The sequence below is a fragment of the Bacillus paramycoides genome (assembly GCF_038971285.1).
Lineage (GTDB): Bacteria > Bacillota > Bacilli > Bacillales > Bacillaceae_G > Bacillus_A.
Map to the genome: position 1 here is coordinate 1,995,597 of NZ_CP152427.1, position 17,473 is coordinate 2,013,069.

Genomic DNA, 17,473 nt, shown 5'->3' on the forward strand with positions numbered 1-17,473 from the left:
TTATTCAATTAAAAGGCAGGTTAGCTCAAGAACAAAGATTAAACTAATTTTTAGAATGCAAATATATCGAGAACGAAAATAATAACTTTTGAATTAAAAGGTGACTATTGATCGCTAACGAATCGATTAATAGTCGCTCCTTTCTAAAAGCAATCTATTAATATGTATAAAAATATATTAATTTATTTAAATATTCCTAAATTTAAAAACGCATGGAGGTATCTATAACAAGAAAAACTGCATATTTTTTTAGGCCCAGATTTTTGGGTAAGGCTAATGGATATTGTAAAAAAGTACACTTAAAATAAAGAATACAGTTTAGGTTGATAAGATAAAATTATGAATTTGTATAAATAATCCCTAATTTTCTTTATGAGTCATATTTGATATGTTAAGGAAAAGAGGGCGTTTAATCCAACTAAAATATATGTAGAATGAGGTTTTAAATGTTTATTTTTATTATATTAGACGTAATATTACCAATATTAATATTGATGCTAATTGGTGCAATCTTACAAAGAAAGTTCCAATTTAACTTAAAGCAGCTATCTACACTTATTAATTATTGTTTGATGCCAGCGGCTGTATTTGTGAATATATATGATATTAGTATAGAAACAGGTTTGTTGCTCCAGATAATGTACTATTTAATGCTTTATAGTTTGAGTCTAATGCTAGTAAGTTATTTCATTTCAAAAACATTAAAGTTAGAAAAAGGAGAAAGTGCAGCTCTAAAAAATAGCATTTCGTTAATGAATTCCGGTAATTATGGATTACCAGTAAGTCAATTGATTTTCAGTCACAATCCAGTGGGGGTTTCCATTCAGATTTTCATTGTGATTTTCCAGAATCTTTTAACTTATTCATATGGGATATATAACTTACTATCAGCAACAAAAACAATCAGGGGTATTATTCAATCATTTCTAAGACTGCCTGTATTTCATGCGCTCGTATTAGGGATTCTCTTTCAATCGTTTACAATTCAAATACCTAATTCTATCTTTCTACCTCTTAATCAGCTTGCGAATAGTTTTGTTGCCATAGCTCTCATATTGCTAGGAGCACAATTATCCAACATTAAGCTTAATTTTTTCCATAGAGTCATAACATGGGCTTTAATTGGAAGGTTACTGATGGGACCATTATTAGCACTTGCCATGATTTACCTACTAAACATTGATGGTATTGTTGCACAATCATTATTTATTGCAAGTTCTTTTCCTACTTCAAGAAATACATCAACCATTGCTATGGAGTATCAAATAGAGCCAGAACTACATGCACAAATCGTTTTATTTTCAACACTTTTCAGCATTATAACAGTAACTGTCGTTATTTATTTGTCATATATTTTGTTTTGAATATACGTTTAAAAACGAATAGATTTGAGGCGACAAATGAAAGAATCTGTAAATTTTTTTCGATGATTATAAACAAGCAATAATTTGGTTGAATGAATATCCAATGTAAAAACTGAATTGAAAAAAGTTGCTCGTAATGTTGTGCTTGTCATAAAATTTACTTGTTTACAAGTAGCCAACACCATTCATTTTTTTTCGCAGATTGTCTATGGAATTTCAAAAAACGAAACCAAAACAAAAAGAACAAACGCTTCTAAAAAACGTTTGTCCAAAGGTAATTGCGATTTTAGTTAAGAAACAGATTATAATTTGTGAGTACGAGAAAGCTTTTTTATAAGTTTAGGAAATATAGATGTTAGTTCCTGCTTCAAACGCTTCGTGAACGATGGATCTTTACCTGAAGTTGAAATCGTTACAATATATTCATTATTTCGGATGACACCCGGTGTGTGAAACGATGATTCTGTACCATCACTTACAGCGTTGACCCATTGAAAATCATGGGCGGCTTGTTTGACCATCATATTTACAGCATGTTGATTTGTAGCTGCATAAATAAGGTGAGCATCTTTAATATCATCATTAGTAAAAGTTTTTTGCTTCCAAGTAATATAAGGGAGTTCTTTCATTTCTTCGCAAATCTCTGGGCTGATAACGGTGACAAAAGCGCCTGTATCTTTTAATCCGGACGCTTTTCGATATGCGATTTTACCTCCACCAATAATAACGACCACTTTGTTATTTAAATTAAGCATAAGAGGGTACATGTTATACATACACACATTCCTCCATTCGTCCTAACAATGTTAACTTCATATATGTATCAAACTGAAGACAGTTACAAGTCGTAACGTGATTGTATTTTTTCGTATGCAACTTAATCTTTTGAAGCAACAGTCCGGTAAAGAGAAGGTACGGCATGACATATACATGGGAGGCAGTCGATGTTATAGTCTTCAGCTCAGCAGTAAAAGAGGGTGTTCCTTTCGTTAAAAAGGAACACGATACTGGCATGCCGAGTTTTCGTTCGACAGTTGCTCCGATTTGTTGTAACTCATATATCGGCTGTGGATCACTACTGCCTCGACCTACGAGTAAAATACTACCACCTTGCATTGGCACAGTTTCACGTATTCTTTTTACTACAAGTTCCACCATATGTGGATGCGTACTAAAAGGAGGTACAACTGAAAATGTAATTTGTGGATATTTCTTTTGTAGTTGTTCTATTTCAAAAGGAATATCACGTTTATAGTGAGCTGCTGCAAATAATAAAACAGGTACAATCATGATTTCAGTTGCTCCCTCTAGTATCGTTTCTGTAACTGCATCCGAAATGGTAGGTGTTGTTAGTTCTAGAAAAGCTATTTTTTGAATTCTTTCGTTACGTTCTTTCATAGCAGATTGAACAAAATGAATGAATTGTTCATTACCTTCTTGCAAGCGACTCCCGTGTCCAACATATACAATTCCTTTCATCGTATCACCAAATCTTTCTTCATAATCATATTTTGTAATTGCTCATCTACATGATGAAAACCAACTTTATTCGCATAGTGTAAAGTTGGAACGTCGGTATACGAGAAAGGAAGAGTAAGGATATCGATAAAGCCAAGTCGTTTTATTTCTGATAAAAATGTATCAATTGAAGCACGGCCGTCAAACACAATGCTATCCCATGAGAATTCACAAAGCATCCGAGAATGGACTTCATCGAAGCGATGATCAATTGTATATTCATGAGTCATCATATAGGAGCCAGCACCAATTTTCTCTTGAATAAAAGCAATTCGGTTAATATTTCGTCCTAAATAAACAGTTGTATCGGAAGAGAACTCTGCTTGTTTACTTAGTAGCCCATATTGTATAAGTTTTTCTTGAGTGGCAACGTTCATATGTTGTAGTTGCGCCTGTAAAGAACGAATATCTTTTTGGTGTTTACTACATGATCGCATCAATATTTCTACACTTTCAGCTGAACAAAAAACAAGACGATTAACGTTGAAAATTTCATTGATCTGTTCAAGTGTTAATGTGTATTCTACCTTTTTGAAAGTAGGAATTTGATATATTTCTGCACCGGCTTCTTGTAACTTTTGCTTCGTTGAACTTGTTTTATTCGTTGCGGATGCAAATAAAACTTTTTTCCCATGTAATGGTTTACGTTCTTTCCAAGCGATTTGATCCCGTAAGGAAACGACATCACCAACAATTGTCATTGAGGGATTAGAAATATTTTCGTTTTTGACGGTAGAAACAATGGTTGAAAGAGTTCCTGTGACAACGCGTTGTTTTCCAGTTGTACCCCATTCAATGACTGCTACTGGCGTAACGTCTTTTTTTCCTGCTTGTAGTAAGTTTTCGCAAATTGTAGGTAAGTTTTTTATACCCATGTAGTAGGCAATTGTGTCGCTATTGTGGGATGAATTATATTTTCCATGATCGGTTAAAGGGCCTTTCGCATGCCCAGTTAGTAAAGTGACGCTATTACTGTAGTTACGGTGGGTGAGGGGGATACCTGCATAGCTACTAGCGGCGATGCTAGATGTAATACCTGGTACAATTTCATATGGAATGTTCGCTACTGCTAAAGTTTCTGCTTCTTCACCAACACGGCCAAAAATAGAGGGATCTCCACCCTTTAAGCGGACAACGATTTTTCCTTCTTTCGCAAATTGAAGGAGGTGGGCGTTAATCATTTCTTGTCGCATAATATGATTCTTTGGCATCTTTCCGCAATAAATAAGTTCACATGTTTCTTTTGTATAATGAAGAAAGAAAGGGTTTAATAAACGGTCATATAAAACGATATCTGCACGCTTTAAACAATCTATCGCTTTCTTTGTAATAAGCCCTTCATCACCTGGTCCTGCACCAACTAAATATACATATCCGTTCATAATTGCACCTCATCTATTTTTATTTAAAAGGAAGCCAGAGGAGGCTTCCTTTCGTAAATTACATGTATAAATAAATGTCACCATTAATAACTTCTACTTCGTATGTTTGAATACAGCCGTCATCAGGTTTTTGAACTTCACCTGTTATTAGTGAGATTTTCCAATCATGCAGCGGACAAAATACGAATTCTCCAGATACAATTCCTTCTGCTAACGGCCCGTTTTTATGAGGACAACGATTTTCTACAGCTCGAATCTCACCATTTGAAAGACGAAATAGGGCGATAGACATACCTTTCATTTGCACTTCTTTACCGATTTGAATCGGAAGATCTTCCGCACGCATAACTTTTATTTTTTCTTTCGTTTGTACCATATAGATCACAGCTCCTTATTTCACAGTTTCTACTTCATACATCGCTTTTAATGACTTCGTTTCTAGTGCTTGTCCCCACGCTTCCCTATATGTGCTACGAGCTGTTTGGAAGCGTTCATTTAACGTAGTAACCATACTTGCATCTTGTAGTATTTCTTTTATGTGATCGAATCCTAAACGTTCAGTCCAGTAGGCAGTACGTTCTCCGTAAATACCAGTTTCACGATAATATTGCATGTAAGCTGTAGCGATGCGAAGGACATCATCTTCAGTAGGGACGATCATGACAAAATCAGCTTCACGTACTTCTGTACCACCATTTCCGCCAATATAAAGTTGGTATCCATTTTCGACACAAACAACGCCAAAATCTTTCGTTAGTACTTCCGCACAGTTACGTGGACAGCCTGTTACACCCATCTTCATTTTATGTGGTGTATCTACCATTTCTAATGATTGTTCAAGTAGCATACCAAGTCCTAATGAATCTTTCGTACCGAAACGGCAGAAGCGAGAACCAACACAGGATTTGACATTACGAAGCGATTTTGAATACGCATATCCCGAAGTCATATGCAAGTCAGCCCATACGTTAGGTAAATCTTGTTTCTTAATACCATATAAGCCGATTCGGCTCGCGCCTGTAATTTTCACAAGAGGAACATCGTATTTTTTCGCAACTTCAGCAATTTTCATTAAATCATCTGCTGTTGTAACACCTCCGTACATACGTGGAATAACAGAGAATGTACCATCGTGCTGGATGTTACCATTCATTCTTTCGTTAACGAAGCGAGACGCTTTATCATCTTCATATTCTTCTGGAATCGCCATACGTAAATAGTAGTTCAAAGCAGGGCGGCATTTCGAACAGCCGTCTTCCTGTACAAAACCAAGCACATTTCGTACTTCTTTTGGAGATTTTAAACCTTTCTCGTGAATGGCTGCTACGACTTCATCACGTGATAAAGTTGTACATCCACACATGCCAGTAGACTGCGCAGAAGCATCAAAAGCATCTCCGAGTGTATGAGATAAAACTTGTTCCACAAGCGGACGACATTTACCACAAGATCCTGCGGCTTTCGTGCATCCTTTTACTTCTTCAAAAGTAGTTAACTCTTGCTCTAAAATGGCATGAACGATTGTACCTTTCGTAACACCATTACATCCACAAATCGTGTCATCCGCACTCATTGTAGCAACGTCAAGTTCACTTTCTTCACCAGCTTTGTGAAGAAGGGAAGCGGCTGTATATTCTTGTATATCTTCTTCTTTCTTTAACATGCTAAAGAGACGTGTACCATCAGCTGCGTCACCATATAAAACGATACCGACAACTTTATTGTCGCAAATTAATACTTTCTTATAGGAACGTTTACATTCATCAAAGATTGATATTGCTTTCGTCTGATCATCTTCATAAATTTGGCCGGCAGAGAATAAATCACAGCCAGCAACTTTTAATTGCGTACCAACGATACTGCCTGTATATCCATTCGTTTGTAAATTTGTTATATGTTTCGCTAATATTGTGCCTTGTTCATAAAGAGGGGCAACAAGTCCATATACGATACCATCATGTTCTGCACATTCGCCAACTGCATAAATGGATTCATCATTTGTTAGCATATAGTCATTGACTACAATACCTCGGTTGACAATTAGACCAGCATCTCTTGCTATTTTCGTATTTGGTCGTATTCCGACAGCCATTACGATTAAATCACAATCTACAACTTCACCATCTTCAAATTGAATGCCCTCAACATGATCTGTACCAAGAATTTTTACAGTTTTCTTTTCCATTAAAAACTTCATGCCCTGTGCTTCTAAATCTTCACGCAGAAGAGAAGCTGCTTTCGTATCTAGTTGTTGCTCCATTAAGCTAGGCATTAAATGAACAACATGTACGTCCATTCCTAAATCAATTAGACCTCTTGCGGCTTCTAAACCAAGTAATCCACCACCAATGACTACGGCCTTTTTCTTTTTTTTAGCAGTATCAATCATAAATTGTGTATCTTCAATAGTTCGAAAACCTGTTACACCAGGAAGTGTGGAACCTTCAACAGGTAAAATAAAAGCACTAGAACCTGTTGCGATAATGAGTTTGTCATATGTAACAGTACGATTCTTTTCAGTGATAATAATTTTTTCTTCTCTGTTAATACTTTGAACTCTTTCATTTGTATACAAAGTTATTTCGTTTTCTTCATACCAATTGTATTCATTCATAATGATATCTTGCATATTTGTTTTGCCTTGTAAAACATGAGAGAGCATAATGCGGTTGTAGTTTGGATGCGGTTCATCTCCAAAAATAGTAATCTCATATGAATCACTATCATGTTTTAAGATTTCTTCCATACATCGAATGCCAGCCATACCATTTCCGATCATAACTAAACGTTTTTTCATTTTCGTTTCCCCTTTTTATGTGAAATATTGAACAAAGGATTATATTTCTATTATAGAAAATCAAAAAAGGAGGAGATGTGATATTTATCACACTTATATAATGATTCACAAATTGTTAAAATTCGGATTTGTGTGAGGGGGGCGTGGATATTTTTCGCAAAATGAAAAAGCAGGACATAAGTATTTACACTCATGTCCTGCACTTGATTTATGCTCTCGTAATGGCACGTGGAAATAAAATATTATTTTCTAAATGAATATGCTCAAATAAATCAGACTCTAGCGCTTCAAGGCGTTGATACACAAGTCGATAAGTGCCGCAAGCTCCTTCTGGAGGAGTAAAGTCATTTGTCACTTTACGAAGCTCTTTTATAATATTTCCGGCATGATTGTGTTCATTTTCTAGTTCATCTACTACTTTACGTAACTTTGCATAGTATTCATCAGTTGGATTTTGTTCAAATTCTAAAATTAATGGAAAATCTTCCGTTTCTTCTTTAATTAAATGCTGTTCTAATTCCATTTTAAGTTCATGAAATAGCTTATGAATTTGAGCTAAATGAGGCTGATTTACTCCATGCACACGTAATACTTTCGTCACATATGGACTTAACTGTGGTAACTCTTCATTTAAATAACGATGATGCTTATGAATTACATAATCAATCAATTCACGATAAGAAGCACTTTTCCAATCAATTTCAGATTCATTTAATCGTTTCGTATTATGATAAAGCGTATTTAACTCTGTAATTACTTCAGAAGCTGATAAATTTCTTTCATGAATTGCATCAATAAGTGGCTTATTACCACCACAACAAAAATCTATTCTATATGATTTAAAAAGATCACTAGCCTTCGGAAATTGTGTAACAATCTCACCAACAATTGAAGTTTCAGTAAATGTATGTTCCATATGAATTCCTCCATAACGTTTAAATGTAATATCTAAATTAAGAATAGCGATAAATGAAAAACAATGTGGTGATTGAAATCACTTATAATGTGTCAGTTTTGAGGATAATAGGAGTGGTATTTAACAGAGTACATTAATATTTTTAATAGACTGATGAACATTTATTTGCATATAGGAGAAAATGGATATATTTCCTATTACATTTTTTAATAAAATCCATAAAGTATAATATAACGATTGAAAGGAGGAGATTTGAATGGAATTCCAATTGTTGGTGACTTGTATATTACAAGAAGGTAATGCTTTCTTTTTAGTAACGAAAGTAGACGATGTTATTACGTTAAAAGTACCGATTACTGCGGGAGTAGCAGGTTTATTCTTAGCTTTAGGTGTACCAAGATGTTCTTAATTTAAATCTCTAGAGTAGAAAGAGGAGGACAAGCCTCTTTCTACTAATACATAATTATTTTATGTAAACTGAAGTATTCTTTTTTTAATAGCACGTTTAAAATGGACATGCATATACTATAATGTTTCATTGGATGTTTGTGATGAAAGGTAGTTTTAAATAGTACATTCAGTGATATTTTTTTAGCTATGAAAATAAAAGAGGTGCTATTATATATGAAAAGAAGAACATTTGATATTCCAGTCACATTACGAAGAGAGTGGTTTTTAATAGAATTAGCCCATTTAACGAAAAAATATGGAATTGAAATTGCAACTAGCAAAATGGAAGCTGCACCGTTTTTAAGAGATCAAGTTACGGAATCAAAAATAGGGTCAGGGCTCCAATACGATAAATATGATGATGAGTATATAATTGAGAATTAAAGGGTAAGAGCAAAACAAATTTTTTTATAACAAAATATAAAATAAAGCAGATTCTAAATATGGAATCTGCTTTATTATGAAATACTTCTAGTCAACTATCCTCTTTCTAGTGTTTTTCCTACATATTTTTCTTGTGTTATTCCGAAAGATTCACGAAGAATGCGAGCGTAATCTTTTGATTCAATTGGTCGTTTATTTTTGATGCCTTTAAAGGTTTCTGTATAATTTTTATTTGTTAATGATACGTGCCCATAATCAGTTAATTTACAAGTAATAGCCCCTTTATTAAAAGGAGATTCTTTATGTTCTACAATCACTTTTTGAATGTTATTCACCTTTTTCTCATCTATTGAATCTAAAGTAAAGGAATAGCCTATTTTCCATTCGTGTGAAGGTTCAGATTGCAAGAAATTTGTAGATTCCCCGTTAGCTCCTTTTCTCATTTCTAAAATGTGTGTACCTTTTCGGGTAGTTCGTTTGCGAATTCGATATTCTCCCGTTTGAGAAGAGATGACTTCTCCGGTAAAAGGGACTGGATGTAAAGGTAGATGAGATGCAAAACCTGCGTCTATAACATAATCTTTATAATTATGATTTAATATGATAATGACATGACCATCATCGGGTTTCCATTTATTATCGTAAAGATCATAAACAGTACCGGCTACTTTATATACTTGAAACCCACAATCCATTAAAAAGTAATACAATAAGGAGTTTAATTCATAACAAAGACCGCCTCGTTTTTGAATTAGTAACTTTTCTACTAAGTTATTTTTTGAGATGTTTTTAATAGTACCAGCCATAATATCGAGATTTTCATAGGGGAGAATCAAGCCCATTTTCAAGAGAATTTCATCTAAATCATTAAATGTTATTTCTTTTGCAGGAATTTTTAGTCGTTTAAAAAACTCCTTTTGTAAATTGGTCATCATAAAGCATTCTCCTTTCTTTTTACAGAATTTTCTTCTGCTCACCGATAGGTTAGTACTTCTAAAAGTTTAATTCAAGTCTGCGAAAATTATCATAATATATGTTTCTGGAAACCTTACTATCTATTTAGAAATTTCAGTTTAATCTTTAATCGTAGGAAAGTCTTACAGCATAAGCTTTTATTCGTTTGTTTTGTATTAAATTAAATAAAAGTACATATCTTCATTAATCTTTTTTATAACTAGGTGGTAATAAAGTGTTTTTTTACTAAAGTTTTTTCAAGATTTGTATACTTTATATAAACAATAATGATTTAGAGATATTTGGATTTAGTACGGTTAACAATTATTGAGAAACTTTTTTATAGTGTTCTCTCAAAAGGAAGAGATAGAAACAAAGAGAATAACGTGTGTTAAGGAAGAAGGGGTACTAGTAATCTCGTGGGAATAGGGACAAGATTTTGTTTAAGTAAAAAGATTATCTAGTATTAAGAGAGAAGATAAAAAAGTATTACAAAGAGCACCTTCTTTCAAAAAAAGTGGGGGGAGTAATATGCGATTGATGAGAAGATGTGTTGCCTTACTAATTGTATTTTTTATCATGGTTCCAATGATTAGCACAAATGTGCGAGCAGAAGTTGTAAAAGAGCTTAAAACAGGCTTTCCAGATCAAGAAGTCTTTACACCTGGAGAATGGTTTTTAGGTCAAAAACCTGCTAATTATGATGAGAATAAACCTCCAATTCTCTTTGTGCAAGGAAGGAATGGGAATGCTGATAGTTGGTATGGTAAGACAGTGTATCACGATATGAATGATATGTATGACTATGCTTTGAAAGCAGGCTATCAAACAGTATTTATACAATTATATGATGCTGCTGGAAAAGGATCAGCTAGTCAGTGGGACAACGGAAAATTGTTAGCACAAAAATTAGAAGAAATATATAATCATTTCGGTAAAAAAGTTAATATTGTAGCACATAGTAAAGGCGGTATCGATACACAGGCTGCATTAGTAGGATATGGTGCAAATCGATTTGTCGGAAATGTTATTACGCTTGCGACACCACATCATGGATCAAACTTAGCTGATTTATCATATAGTTGGTGGGCGGGATGGCTTGCTTCTATATTAGGTCAAAAAGATGATGGTACGTACTCATTACAAATGGGGGAAATGGCAAAATTTCGTTCAACGATTGATAATAATCCAGCAGCCAAATTAAACCGTTACTATACCGCTACTGGGACTAGCTGGGGACCAGTATTTTCTGCGTTATCTATGGGCGGGTTATATTTGTCATCGTACGGTTCGAATGATGGACTAGTAAATGAATGGAGTGCTAAGTTGCCGTATGGAACTCATTTATTTACAGATTCTAGATTTGATCATGATAACATACGAAAAGGATCTGCTGTTTTCTCGCGAATTGAGCCATATTTACGTACATCAAATGTAGCCGTACCAGCTTTAGTAGCATCCAGCACTAGTTCAAATGAAAACATAGAACAATTAAATACAAATTCAAACCAAAACATTTTAGGAGGAGAATTGCCACAAAATCAGTGGATAGAGCAAACTGTTGCGGTTGATAAAAAAGCTGAAGGAATCGTTTCTATATTAACTGCTTCGTCTGATGTAGAAGTACAAATGATATCACCAAAAGGAAAAATGTATACAAATAAGGATAGCGTTATAACTACTGGTGAAGGGGAATCTTTCTTTGGTGGTGCAACAATTAGAACATTTAAATTTGATAAAATGGATGTAGGAGAATGGAAAGTTAAAATGATGGCGAAGCAGTCGAAAGATGTATACTTGATTGTAAGCGATTACAAGACTGGCGCACCATTTGTTCTTCAAATGCCTACAAAAGTTAAAGCGAATAAATCTGAGTATAAACTGAAAAAATCACCTATGGCACCTGAAATGAAAGGAGATCTTTCTATAACAGTAAGAGTCTTGAATAAAGAAGGAAAACTAGTCTCTGAATATAGTGAATTACAAAATGTTAATAACAATACATTTACGGGTGCTTTGAAGGATATAAAGCAACCAGGAGTATATAACGTTACGATGGATATAAAAGGGATGAATAAAGAAGGACAACCTTATAGTCGTACAATTGTTAAGTCAGTTTATGTGGAGAAGTAAGAAGGAATGAGAAGCTTTTAATATAAAAAGTACCGAACTTTTGCAGTAGAAGAGTTCGGTACTTTTTTCACATTTATTAGATTAACAGAAAAGTATAATGGGAAGTTTGTATATTAAAGCCTTTAGTTGTCGTTCTTTATTTTAAGTAGTTGGGCAGGAAGAAGAGAAAAAGTATCGAATGAATGTACTTATGTAGCATTGTTTGCTTTTGGTGTGAATAGTAGTTAAAGATACGTTGAAATATTTTAAGCCGTAACAAAAGAGAGATTAAATAATAGAGGGAGCAACTTACATGGAAAATATATTAAAGGTATCTTCAAAATCAAAACCAAATTCAGTGGCAGGTGCAATTGCAGGTGTACTAAGAACAAGTGGAAATGTAGAAATTCAAGCAATTGGGGCTGGTTCTTTAAATCAAGCGATTAAAGCAATAGCAATCGCAAGAGGATTTGTTGCTCCAAGTGGTATCGATTTAGCTTTCGTTCCAGCATTTCAAGAGGTTACGATTAATGATCAAGAAAGAACGGCGATTAAATTAATTATTGGTCCTAGAAAGAAAAGGTAACTGCAGTAATTCACTATTGAAATGACATTTAACATAACAAACAAAAAGTGTCACAAATGCTATAAATCAGGCATTTGTGACACTTTTTTTGTTTTATTTAAAATGAAATAAACAACCCTAAAACTGCTCATTCTTCTCCCAAGATTCCACAATATAATGTGCAATCGTCGGGTTGAACCCTTTCCCAACTAAAAACATAATCGCCGCAACTTCTGTTAAAGCGTGTTTGTGTGATGTATGTTTTGCTTCATTTAAACCGTAATCTACCCAAGGTTTTACGAAATCTAGTACAGGTTTCTTTAAAGGTAAAAACTGTGTACCGACAACTTGTTGAATTTGTTGTTGCGTTGGTTCTGTAATTGGTCCAGGCGGTAAGATTTGAGGCTGTGTAATATCGAATGTAGGTCCTGGTGGTAAGATTTGTGGTTGTGTCGGATCAATTGTTGGTGGTGCTGGCGGTGAAACACGCGCGTCATAGTTTGGTTGGTACATTTGCGGCTGATATTGTGGTTGTTGAGGCTGAGTTGTGTATGGATTTTGTTGAAATTGTTGTTCTTGATTTTGTGGTGCTACATATGGATTTTGAGGGTATTCATAATTTGGACGTGTGTCGTATGGATTTTGTTGATATTCAGTTTCTTGATTTTGCGTTGTTGTATATGGATTTTGTTGAAATTGTTGTTCTTGATTTTGCGGTGCTGCATATGGATTTTGAGGGTATTCATAATTTGGACGTGTGTCGAATGAATTTTGTTGATAATTAGCTTCTTGGTTTTGCGTTGTTGTATATGGATTTTGTTGAAATTGTTGTTCTTGATTTTGCGGTGCTGCATATGGATTTTGAGGGTATTCATAATTTGGACGTGTGTCGAATGAATTTTGTTGATAATTAGCTTCTTGGTTTTGTTTTGTTGCGTATGGATTTTGTTCATATTGTCGCTCTTGTGGCTCTTGTTCTTCATATTGTTCTGTGTATCTTTGTTCTTGTTGTTGAGGGTAAAATGGTTGTTGTGGATAAGGCGGTTGATTATTATAGAACATATTTATTCCTCCTTCATGATGATGCCTACCACCTAGTGTATGGGCGGACAAGAAAATATGTGATGAAAAAATGCGGGCGTGTTACAATAAGTAACTGGGTGAAGATAAAATGACAAAACAAGAAAAGATTCAAAAAACAATTACTTTTGTAAAACATATTTTAGAAAAAGATGCGAGTGGGCATGATTGGTATCATATTGAGCGCGTACATAAACTGGCGATTTCTTTATCCGAGCAAGAAGGAGGAAATCGTTTTATAATTGAAATGGCAGCATTACTTCACGATGTGGCTGATGAGAAGTTAAATGAAAGTGAAGAAGCAGGAATGAAAAAAGTTTCTGATTGGTTAGAAGAGTTACATGTGGAAGAAGAGGAAAGTAAACATGTTCTTCATATCATCGCCAATATGTCTTATAAAGGTGGTCATGGCGGTAAAGTAGAGTCACTTGAAGGGAAGATTGTTCAAGATGCGGATCGCTTAGATGCTCTTGGTGCAATTGGAATAGCTCGCACATTTGCGTATGGTGGAGCGAAAGGGAGATTAATGTATGATCCAACTATTCCGCCTCGTGAAGTGATGACGAAAGAGGAATATAGAAAAAATAACGATCCTTCTTTAAACCATTTCTATGAAAAACTTTTGAAACTAAAAGACTTAATGAATACGAACGCAGCAAAACAAGAGGCGGAAGTTCGTCATCGTTATATGGAACAGTTTATTGAACAATTTATGAAAGAGTGGAATGCACAAATATGAAAATGTTAACTGTGGAAAACTTATCAAAATCATATGGAGAAAAACCGTTATTTGATGGATTATCATTTAGTATTGCAGAAGGACAACGTGCCGGAATTATCGGTGTAAATGGTACAGGTAAATCAACTTTATTAAAAATCATTGCAGGAGCTGAAATTGCTGATACAGGTGATATGACTCATTCACGTGGGTATACAATTAGTTATTTATCACAGCAACCGGAGTTTGATGAGCAATTAACAGTATTAGAGCAAGTCTTCCATGGTGATACACCTTTAATTCGTCTTCTTCGTGACTATGAAAAGGCGCTATTACATATCGAAAAAGATCCAAGCAATGAAAAAGTACAGGAACAATTATTTGCAGTGCAACAACGTATGGATGCGATGAGTGCGTGGGAAGCAAATGCGAACGCAAAATCGTTATTAACGAAATTAGGAATTACTGATTTCACAGCAATTGTTGGAAATTTATCTGGTGGACAGAAAAAACGTATTGCGATGGCGCAGTGTTTTATTGAAACACCAGATCTATTAATTTTAGATGAGCCTACGAACCATCTTGACCATGAGACAGTTGAGTGGTTAGAGGAATATTTAGCACGATATACAGGTGCAGTATTACTTGTAACCCATGATCGTTACTTCTTAGATCGTGTGACGAATCGTATTTTCGAATTAGATAATGGAAAACTGTATAGTTATGAAGGGAATTACAGTACGTTTTTAGAAGCGAAAGCACTTCGTGAAGAACAAGAACTTGCGCAAGAATCAAAACGTCAAAACTTATATCGCCGCGAACTAGCGTGGATTCGCCGTGGTGCAAAAGCTCGTTCGACTAAGCAAAAGGCACGTATTCAACGTTTTGAAGAGTTAAAAGGTCAAGAAGGACCAGCTGCAAAACAGTCAGTTGATATTGCGCTTAGCGGTAGCCGTCTTGGGAAAAAAGTACTAGAGTTAAAAGATGTAACGAAAAAATTCGGTGATAAAACTGTATTGAACAACTTTAATCATATTGTGAAACCAGGCGATCGTATCGGAATTATTGGAGCGAATGGTAGCGGGAAATCTTCGTTATTAAATATGCTTGCAGGTAAAATATCTCCTGATAGTGGTGAAATTGAAGTTGGGCAAACAGTGAAAATCGCTTATTATACGCAAGAAAATGAAGAGATGAATTTAAATCAACGTATGATTGAATACATTAAAGAAATCGCGGAAGTCATTCATACGACAGACGGAAAAGTAATTGGTGCGTCTCAAATGTTAGAACGTTTCTTATTCCCACCACATTCACATGGTACACCGCTTGGCAAATTATCTGGTGGCGAGAGAAGACGTTTATATTTATTACGTATATTAATGGGAGAACCGAACGTACTATTACTGGATGAGCCTACGAATGATCTAGATACACAAACATTAACGGTGTTAGAAGATTATTTAGAAGATTTCCCAGGTGTCGTTTTAACTGTATCGCATGACCGTTACTTCTTAGATAAAGTAGTAGATGAATTGTTCATCTTTACGGGAGAAGGAGAAGTGCGCGAATTTCTAGGTAGTTATACGGATTACTTAGAAATGGAAAAAACGAGAGAACTTATTGAGAAAGCGGAAGTACAAAAAGAGAAAAAAGTAGTAGAAGAAGTGCCGAAACAACAACGTAAGCGTAAACTCTCATATAACGAACAGCGCGAATGGGAAACAATTGAAGATACAATTGCAGAACTTGAAGAAAAACTTGAGTCAATTGGAGAAGAGCTTGCAAATGTTGGTTCTGATTTCACAAAGGCACAAGAATTATCTGAAGCACAGCAAAAAACAGAAGAAGAGCTAGAAAAAACGATGGAAAGATGGAGTGAACTATCGGACATTGTTGAAGGATTAAAATAAAAACAAGCTGCATATATTGAAAAGTAAAGAGAAAAACTTTACACTATTGGTAGAACCTATTTTAGGAGGGAAAAAATGAGAACATCTAATCCAATGTTGAAAAAAGAGGCATTTCGTAAAGAAGGAGCAAGTGCTTCTGCGATGACTATTGGCGGAACAGTAGGCAAAACGTTTATTATGCTTATCTTGCTACTTGCAACGTCTGTCTATTCATACATACAGATGATAGAGGGTACGATGAAAATGCCAGTATTAATTGGTGCTTTAATCGTTGCGGCAATCATCGCATTTGCGTCTATGTTCTTCCCGCGTATTTCACCTTTTGGTGCACCAATCTATGCGGCGGTAGAAGGGGTTGTATTAGGTAGTATTTCAGCTGTTTATACAATGAAGTTTGGCGATTCTATCGTTTTAAACGCTGTATTACTAACAATCTCAATTCTATTTGCAATGTTAGTGTTATATGCAACACGCGTAGTAAAAGTAACGGATAAATTCCGTACAGGCGTGATGGCAGCAACACTTGGAATTATGGTTATGTACTTAGTCGTATTTCTACTAAACATGTTTGGTGTAACGGTTCCGTACATTCACCAAGGTGGTACAATCGGTATTATTATTAGTGCAGTTGTTATCGTAGTTGCTGCATTAAACTTATTACTAGATTTCGATTTAATCGAAAATGGTGTACGTAGTCAAGCTCCGAAATATATGGAGTGGTACACTGCAATGGGACTAATGCTTACATTAGTTTGGTTATACTTAGAAATTCTTCGTTTCGTTTCTTACTTTACGAAAAATGACTAATAAAAAAATCCTGCATGAAAAATGCAGGATTTTTTTATTTTTAAAGGTAAATTGAATATATGGTATAATGTGGATGGTAGTAACTTGAGTTCAAGGGGGATGGAATATGATGAAAGAGAAGAAAGGGATTATGAAAAAGCTATTTTCTAAAAGTTTTTTCATAGAACTAGATGATGCTTTAACGTATCCATCATCAGAAGTTATTACTTCAGCAATAGAGGGATATGCGGCTGAATGTAATGAAAGACTAAAATTCGAGAGTAAAGTTAAACCGATTACTTTTTACTTAGAAAATGTAATGTACCGCGTTGAGATAAAAATGGCTCGCGGTGGTTATTACATTTCATGCAGTGAAGTATAAATTTTGAAACCTTACATGTTTAAAATATGTAAGGTTTCTTTTTTTCTTTTATAGCATAAAAAATAATCTTTTTTACTTTAAAATATATTATTTTACGCTTTTTACCCTTTATACATTTTTATTTACAATGAAGAAAAATATGTGAGGTGGTA

The 17,473-nt window shown here is 34.6% G+C and carries 17 protein-coding genes; 9 read left to right on the forward strand and 8 right to left on the reverse strand.

Annotation, left to right across the window (positions count from 1 at the left end; translation table 11 throughout):
• The first annotated feature begins 446 nt into the window (after positions 1 to 446).
• The gene (locus tag AAG068_RS10400; protein ID WP_342719208.1) at positions 447 to 1,364 is read left to right on the forward strand and encodes an AEC family transporter; all 918 of its coding nucleotides are present in this window, start codon (positions 447 to 449) and stop codon (positions 1,362 to 1,364) included.
• Between the two features lie 302 nt (positions 1,365 to 1,666).
• On the opposite strand, the gene AAG068_RS10405 is transcribed toward AAG068_RS10400, so the two are convergent.
• From AAG068_RS10405 to ric, 6 genes are all read right to left on the reverse strand, one after another.
• Positions 1,667 to 2,140, reverse strand: coding sequence for a precorrin-2 dehydrogenase (locus AAG068_RS10405; RefSeq protein ID WP_342719209.1), 474 nt, complete (start codon positions 2,138 to 2,140; stop codon positions 1,667 to 1,669).
• On the reverse strand, positions 2,133 to 2,843 hold the full coding sequence (locus AAG068_RS10410; protein ID WP_342719210.1) for a sirohydrochlorin chelatase: 711 nt from the start codon (positions 2,841 to 2,843) through the stop codon (positions 2,133 to 2,135). Before AAG068_RS10410 ends, AAG068_RS10405 begins: the two co-directional genes overlap by 8 nt.
• Positions 2,840 to 4,264, reverse strand: a complete 1,425-nt coding sequence (locus tag AAG068_RS10415; RefSeq protein WP_342719211.1) for a uroporphyrin-III C-methyltransferase — start codon at positions 4,262 to 4,264, stop codon at positions 2,840 to 2,842. Before AAG068_RS10415 ends, AAG068_RS10410 begins: the two co-directional genes overlap by 4 nt.
• Positions 4,265 to 4,322: 58 nt before the next feature.
• The gene (gene nirD, locus AAG068_RS10420; RefSeq protein WP_342719212.1) at positions 4,323 to 4,640 is read right to left on the reverse strand and encodes a nitrite reductase small subunit NirD; all 318 of its coding nucleotides are present in this window, start codon (positions 4,638 to 4,640) and stop codon (positions 4,323 to 4,325) included.
• Positions 4,641 to 4,655: 15 nt separating this feature from the next.
• On the reverse strand, positions 4,656 to 7,061 hold the full coding sequence (gene nirB, locus AAG068_RS10425) for an NADPH-nitrite reductase large subunit (protein ID WP_342719213.1): 2,406 nt from the start codon (positions 7,059 to 7,061) through the stop codon (positions 4,656 to 4,658).
• 208 nt (positions 7,062 to 7,269) lie between these two features.
• Complete coding sequence (ric, locus tag AAG068_RS10430) at positions 7,270 to 7,977, reverse strand: iron-sulfur cluster repair di-iron protein (RefSeq protein WP_342719214.1); 708 nt, start codon at positions 7,975 to 7,977, stop codon at positions 7,270 to 7,272.
• 256 nt (positions 7,978 to 8,233) lie between these two features.
• Between ric and exsG the strand changes: the two genes are divergently transcribed.
• On the forward strand, positions 8,234 to 8,386 hold the full coding sequence (gene exsG / locus AAG068_RS10435) for an exosporium protein ExsG (protein ID WP_000395678.1): 153 nt from the start codon (positions 8,234 to 8,236) through the stop codon (positions 8,384 to 8,386).
• A 215-nt stretch (positions 8,387 to 8,601) separates the two neighbouring features.
• Positions 8,602 to 8,811 (forward strand): hypothetical protein, encoded by a 210-nt coding sequence (locus tag AAG068_RS10440; RefSeq protein ID WP_000830253.1) that lies wholly within the window; start codon positions 8,602 to 8,604, stop codon positions 8,809 to 8,811.
• A 95-nt stretch (positions 8,812 to 8,906) separates the two neighbouring features.
• Here AAG068_RS10440 and AAG068_RS10445 read toward each other — a convergent pair whose 3' ends face one another.
• Positions 8,907 to 9,746: an arylamine N-acetyltransferase family protein gene (locus tag AAG068_RS10445; protein WP_342719215.1), complete on the reverse strand. Its 840-nt coding sequence runs from the start codon at positions 9,744 to 9,746 to the stop codon at positions 8,907 to 8,909.
• Between the two features lie 550 nt (positions 9,747 to 10,296).
• Here AAG068_RS10445 and AAG068_RS10450 point away from each other — a divergent pair.
• Both AAG068_RS10450 and spoVS read left to right on the forward strand, forming a co-directional pair.
• Positions 10,297 to 11,898: a lipase family alpha/beta hydrolase gene (locus AAG068_RS10450; protein WP_342719216.1), complete on the forward strand. Its 1,602-nt coding sequence runs from the start codon at positions 10,297 to 10,299 to the stop codon at positions 11,896 to 11,898.
• Between the two features lie 292 nt (positions 11,899 to 12,190).
• Positions 12,191 to 12,463, forward strand: coding sequence for a stage V sporulation protein SpoVS (gene spoVS, locus AAG068_RS10455; RefSeq protein ID WP_061678591.1), 273 nt, complete (start codon positions 12,191 to 12,193; stop codon positions 12,461 to 12,463).
• A gap of 117 nt (positions 12,464 to 12,580) precedes the next feature.
• On the opposite strand, the gene AAG068_RS10460 is transcribed toward spoVS, so the two are convergent.
• Complete coding sequence (locus tag AAG068_RS10460; RefSeq protein WP_342719217.1) at positions 12,581 to 13,504, reverse strand: hypothetical protein; 924 nt, start codon at positions 13,502 to 13,504, stop codon at positions 12,581 to 12,583.
• 109 nt (positions 13,505 to 13,613) lie between these two features.
• Here AAG068_RS10460 and AAG068_RS10465 point away from each other — a divergent pair, with 109 nt between their 5' ends.
• From AAG068_RS10465 to AAG068_RS10480, 4 genes are all read left to right on the forward strand, one after another.
• Positions 13,614 to 14,261 (forward strand): HD domain-containing protein, encoded by a 648-nt coding sequence (locus AAG068_RS10465; RefSeq protein ID WP_342719218.1) that lies wholly within the window; start codon positions 13,614 to 13,616, stop codon positions 14,259 to 14,261.
• Positions 14,258 to 16,153: an ABC-F family ATP-binding cassette domain-containing protein gene (locus AAG068_RS10470; protein ID WP_342719219.1), complete on the forward strand. Its 1,896-nt coding sequence runs from the start codon at positions 14,258 to 14,260 to the stop codon at positions 16,151 to 16,153. Before AAG068_RS10465 ends, AAG068_RS10470 begins: the two co-directional genes overlap by 4 nt.
• A gap of 75 nt (positions 16,154 to 16,228) precedes the next feature.
• On the forward strand, positions 16,229 to 16,960 hold the full coding sequence (locus AAG068_RS10475; protein WP_001260642.1) for a Bax inhibitor-1/YccA family protein: 732 nt from the start codon (positions 16,229 to 16,231) through the stop codon (positions 16,958 to 16,960).
• A gap of 106 nt (positions 16,961 to 17,066) precedes the next feature.
• The gene (locus AAG068_RS10480) at positions 17,067 to 17,321 is read left to right on the forward strand and encodes a DUF4318 domain-containing protein (protein ID WP_098668970.1); all 255 of its coding nucleotides are present in this window, start codon (positions 17,067 to 17,069) and stop codon (positions 17,319 to 17,321) included.
• Positions 17,322 to 17,473 lie beyond the last annotated feature (152 nt).

Excerpts from the sequence above, each read along its gene's own strand:
- ric (WP_342719214.1), bottom strand. The coding sequence starts at position 7,977 with ATGGAACATACATTTACTGAAACTTCAATTGTTGGTGAGATTGTTACA.
- exsG (WP_000395678.1), top strand. The coding sequence starts at position 8,234 with ATGGAATTCCAATTGTTGGTGACTTGTATATTACAAGAAGGTAATGCT.
- AAG068_RS10470 (WP_342719219.1), top strand. The coding sequence starts at position 14,258 with ATGAAAATGTTAACTGTGGAAAACTTATCAAAATCATATGGAGAAAAA.
- AAG068_RS10450 (WP_342719216.1), top strand. The coding sequence starts at position 10,297 with ATGCGATTGATGAGAAGATGTGTTGCCTTACTAATTGTATTTTTTATC.
- nirB (WP_342719213.1), bottom strand. The coding sequence starts at position 7,061 with ATGAAAAAACGTTTAGTTATGATCGGAAATGGTATGGCTGGCATTCGA.
- AAG068_RS10475 (WP_001260642.1), top strand. The coding sequence starts at position 16,229 with ATGAGAACATCTAATCCAATGTTGAAAAAAGAGGCATTTCGTAAAGAA.
- AAG068_RS10405 (WP_342719209.1), bottom strand. The coding sequence starts at position 2,140 with ATGTATAACATGTACCCTCTTATGCTTAATTTAAATAACAAAGTGGTC.
- AAG068_RS10440 (WP_000830253.1), top strand. The coding sequence starts at position 8,602 with ATGAAAAGAAGAACATTTGATATTCCAGTCACATTACGAAGAGAGTGG.
- AAG068_RS10465 (WP_342719218.1), top strand. The coding sequence starts at position 13,614 with ATGACAAAACAAGAAAAGATTCAAAAAACAATTACTTTTGTAAAACAT.
- AAG068_RS10445 (WP_342719215.1), bottom strand. The coding sequence starts at position 9,746 with ATGATGACCAATTTACAAAAGGAGTTTTTTAAACGACTAAAAATTCCT.
- AAG068_RS10480 (WP_098668970.1), top strand. The coding sequence starts at position 17,067 with ATGATGAAAGAGAAGAAAGGGATTATGAAAAAGCTATTTTCTAAAAGT.
- AAG068_RS10460 (WP_342719217.1), bottom strand. The coding sequence starts at position 13,504 with ATGTTCTATAATAATCAACCGCCTTATCCACAACAACCATTTTACCCT.
- AAG068_RS10400 (WP_342719208.1), top strand. The coding sequence starts at position 447 with ATGTTTATTTTTATTATATTAGACGTAATATTACCAATATTAATATTG.
- nirD (WP_342719212.1), bottom strand. The coding sequence starts at position 4,640 with ATGGTACAAACGAAAGAAAAAATAAAAGTTATGCGTGCGGAAGATCTT.
- AAG068_RS10415 (WP_342719211.1), bottom strand. The coding sequence starts at position 4,264 with ATGAACGGATATGTATATTTAGTTGGTGCAGGACCAGGTGATGAAGGG.
- AAG068_RS10410 (WP_342719210.1), bottom strand. The coding sequence starts at position 2,843 with ATGAAAGGAATTGTATATGTTGGACACGGGAGTCGCTTGCAAGAAGGT.
- spoVS (WP_061678591.1), top strand. The coding sequence starts at position 12,191 with ATGGAAAATATATTAAAGGTATCTTCAAAATCAAAACCAAATTCAGTG.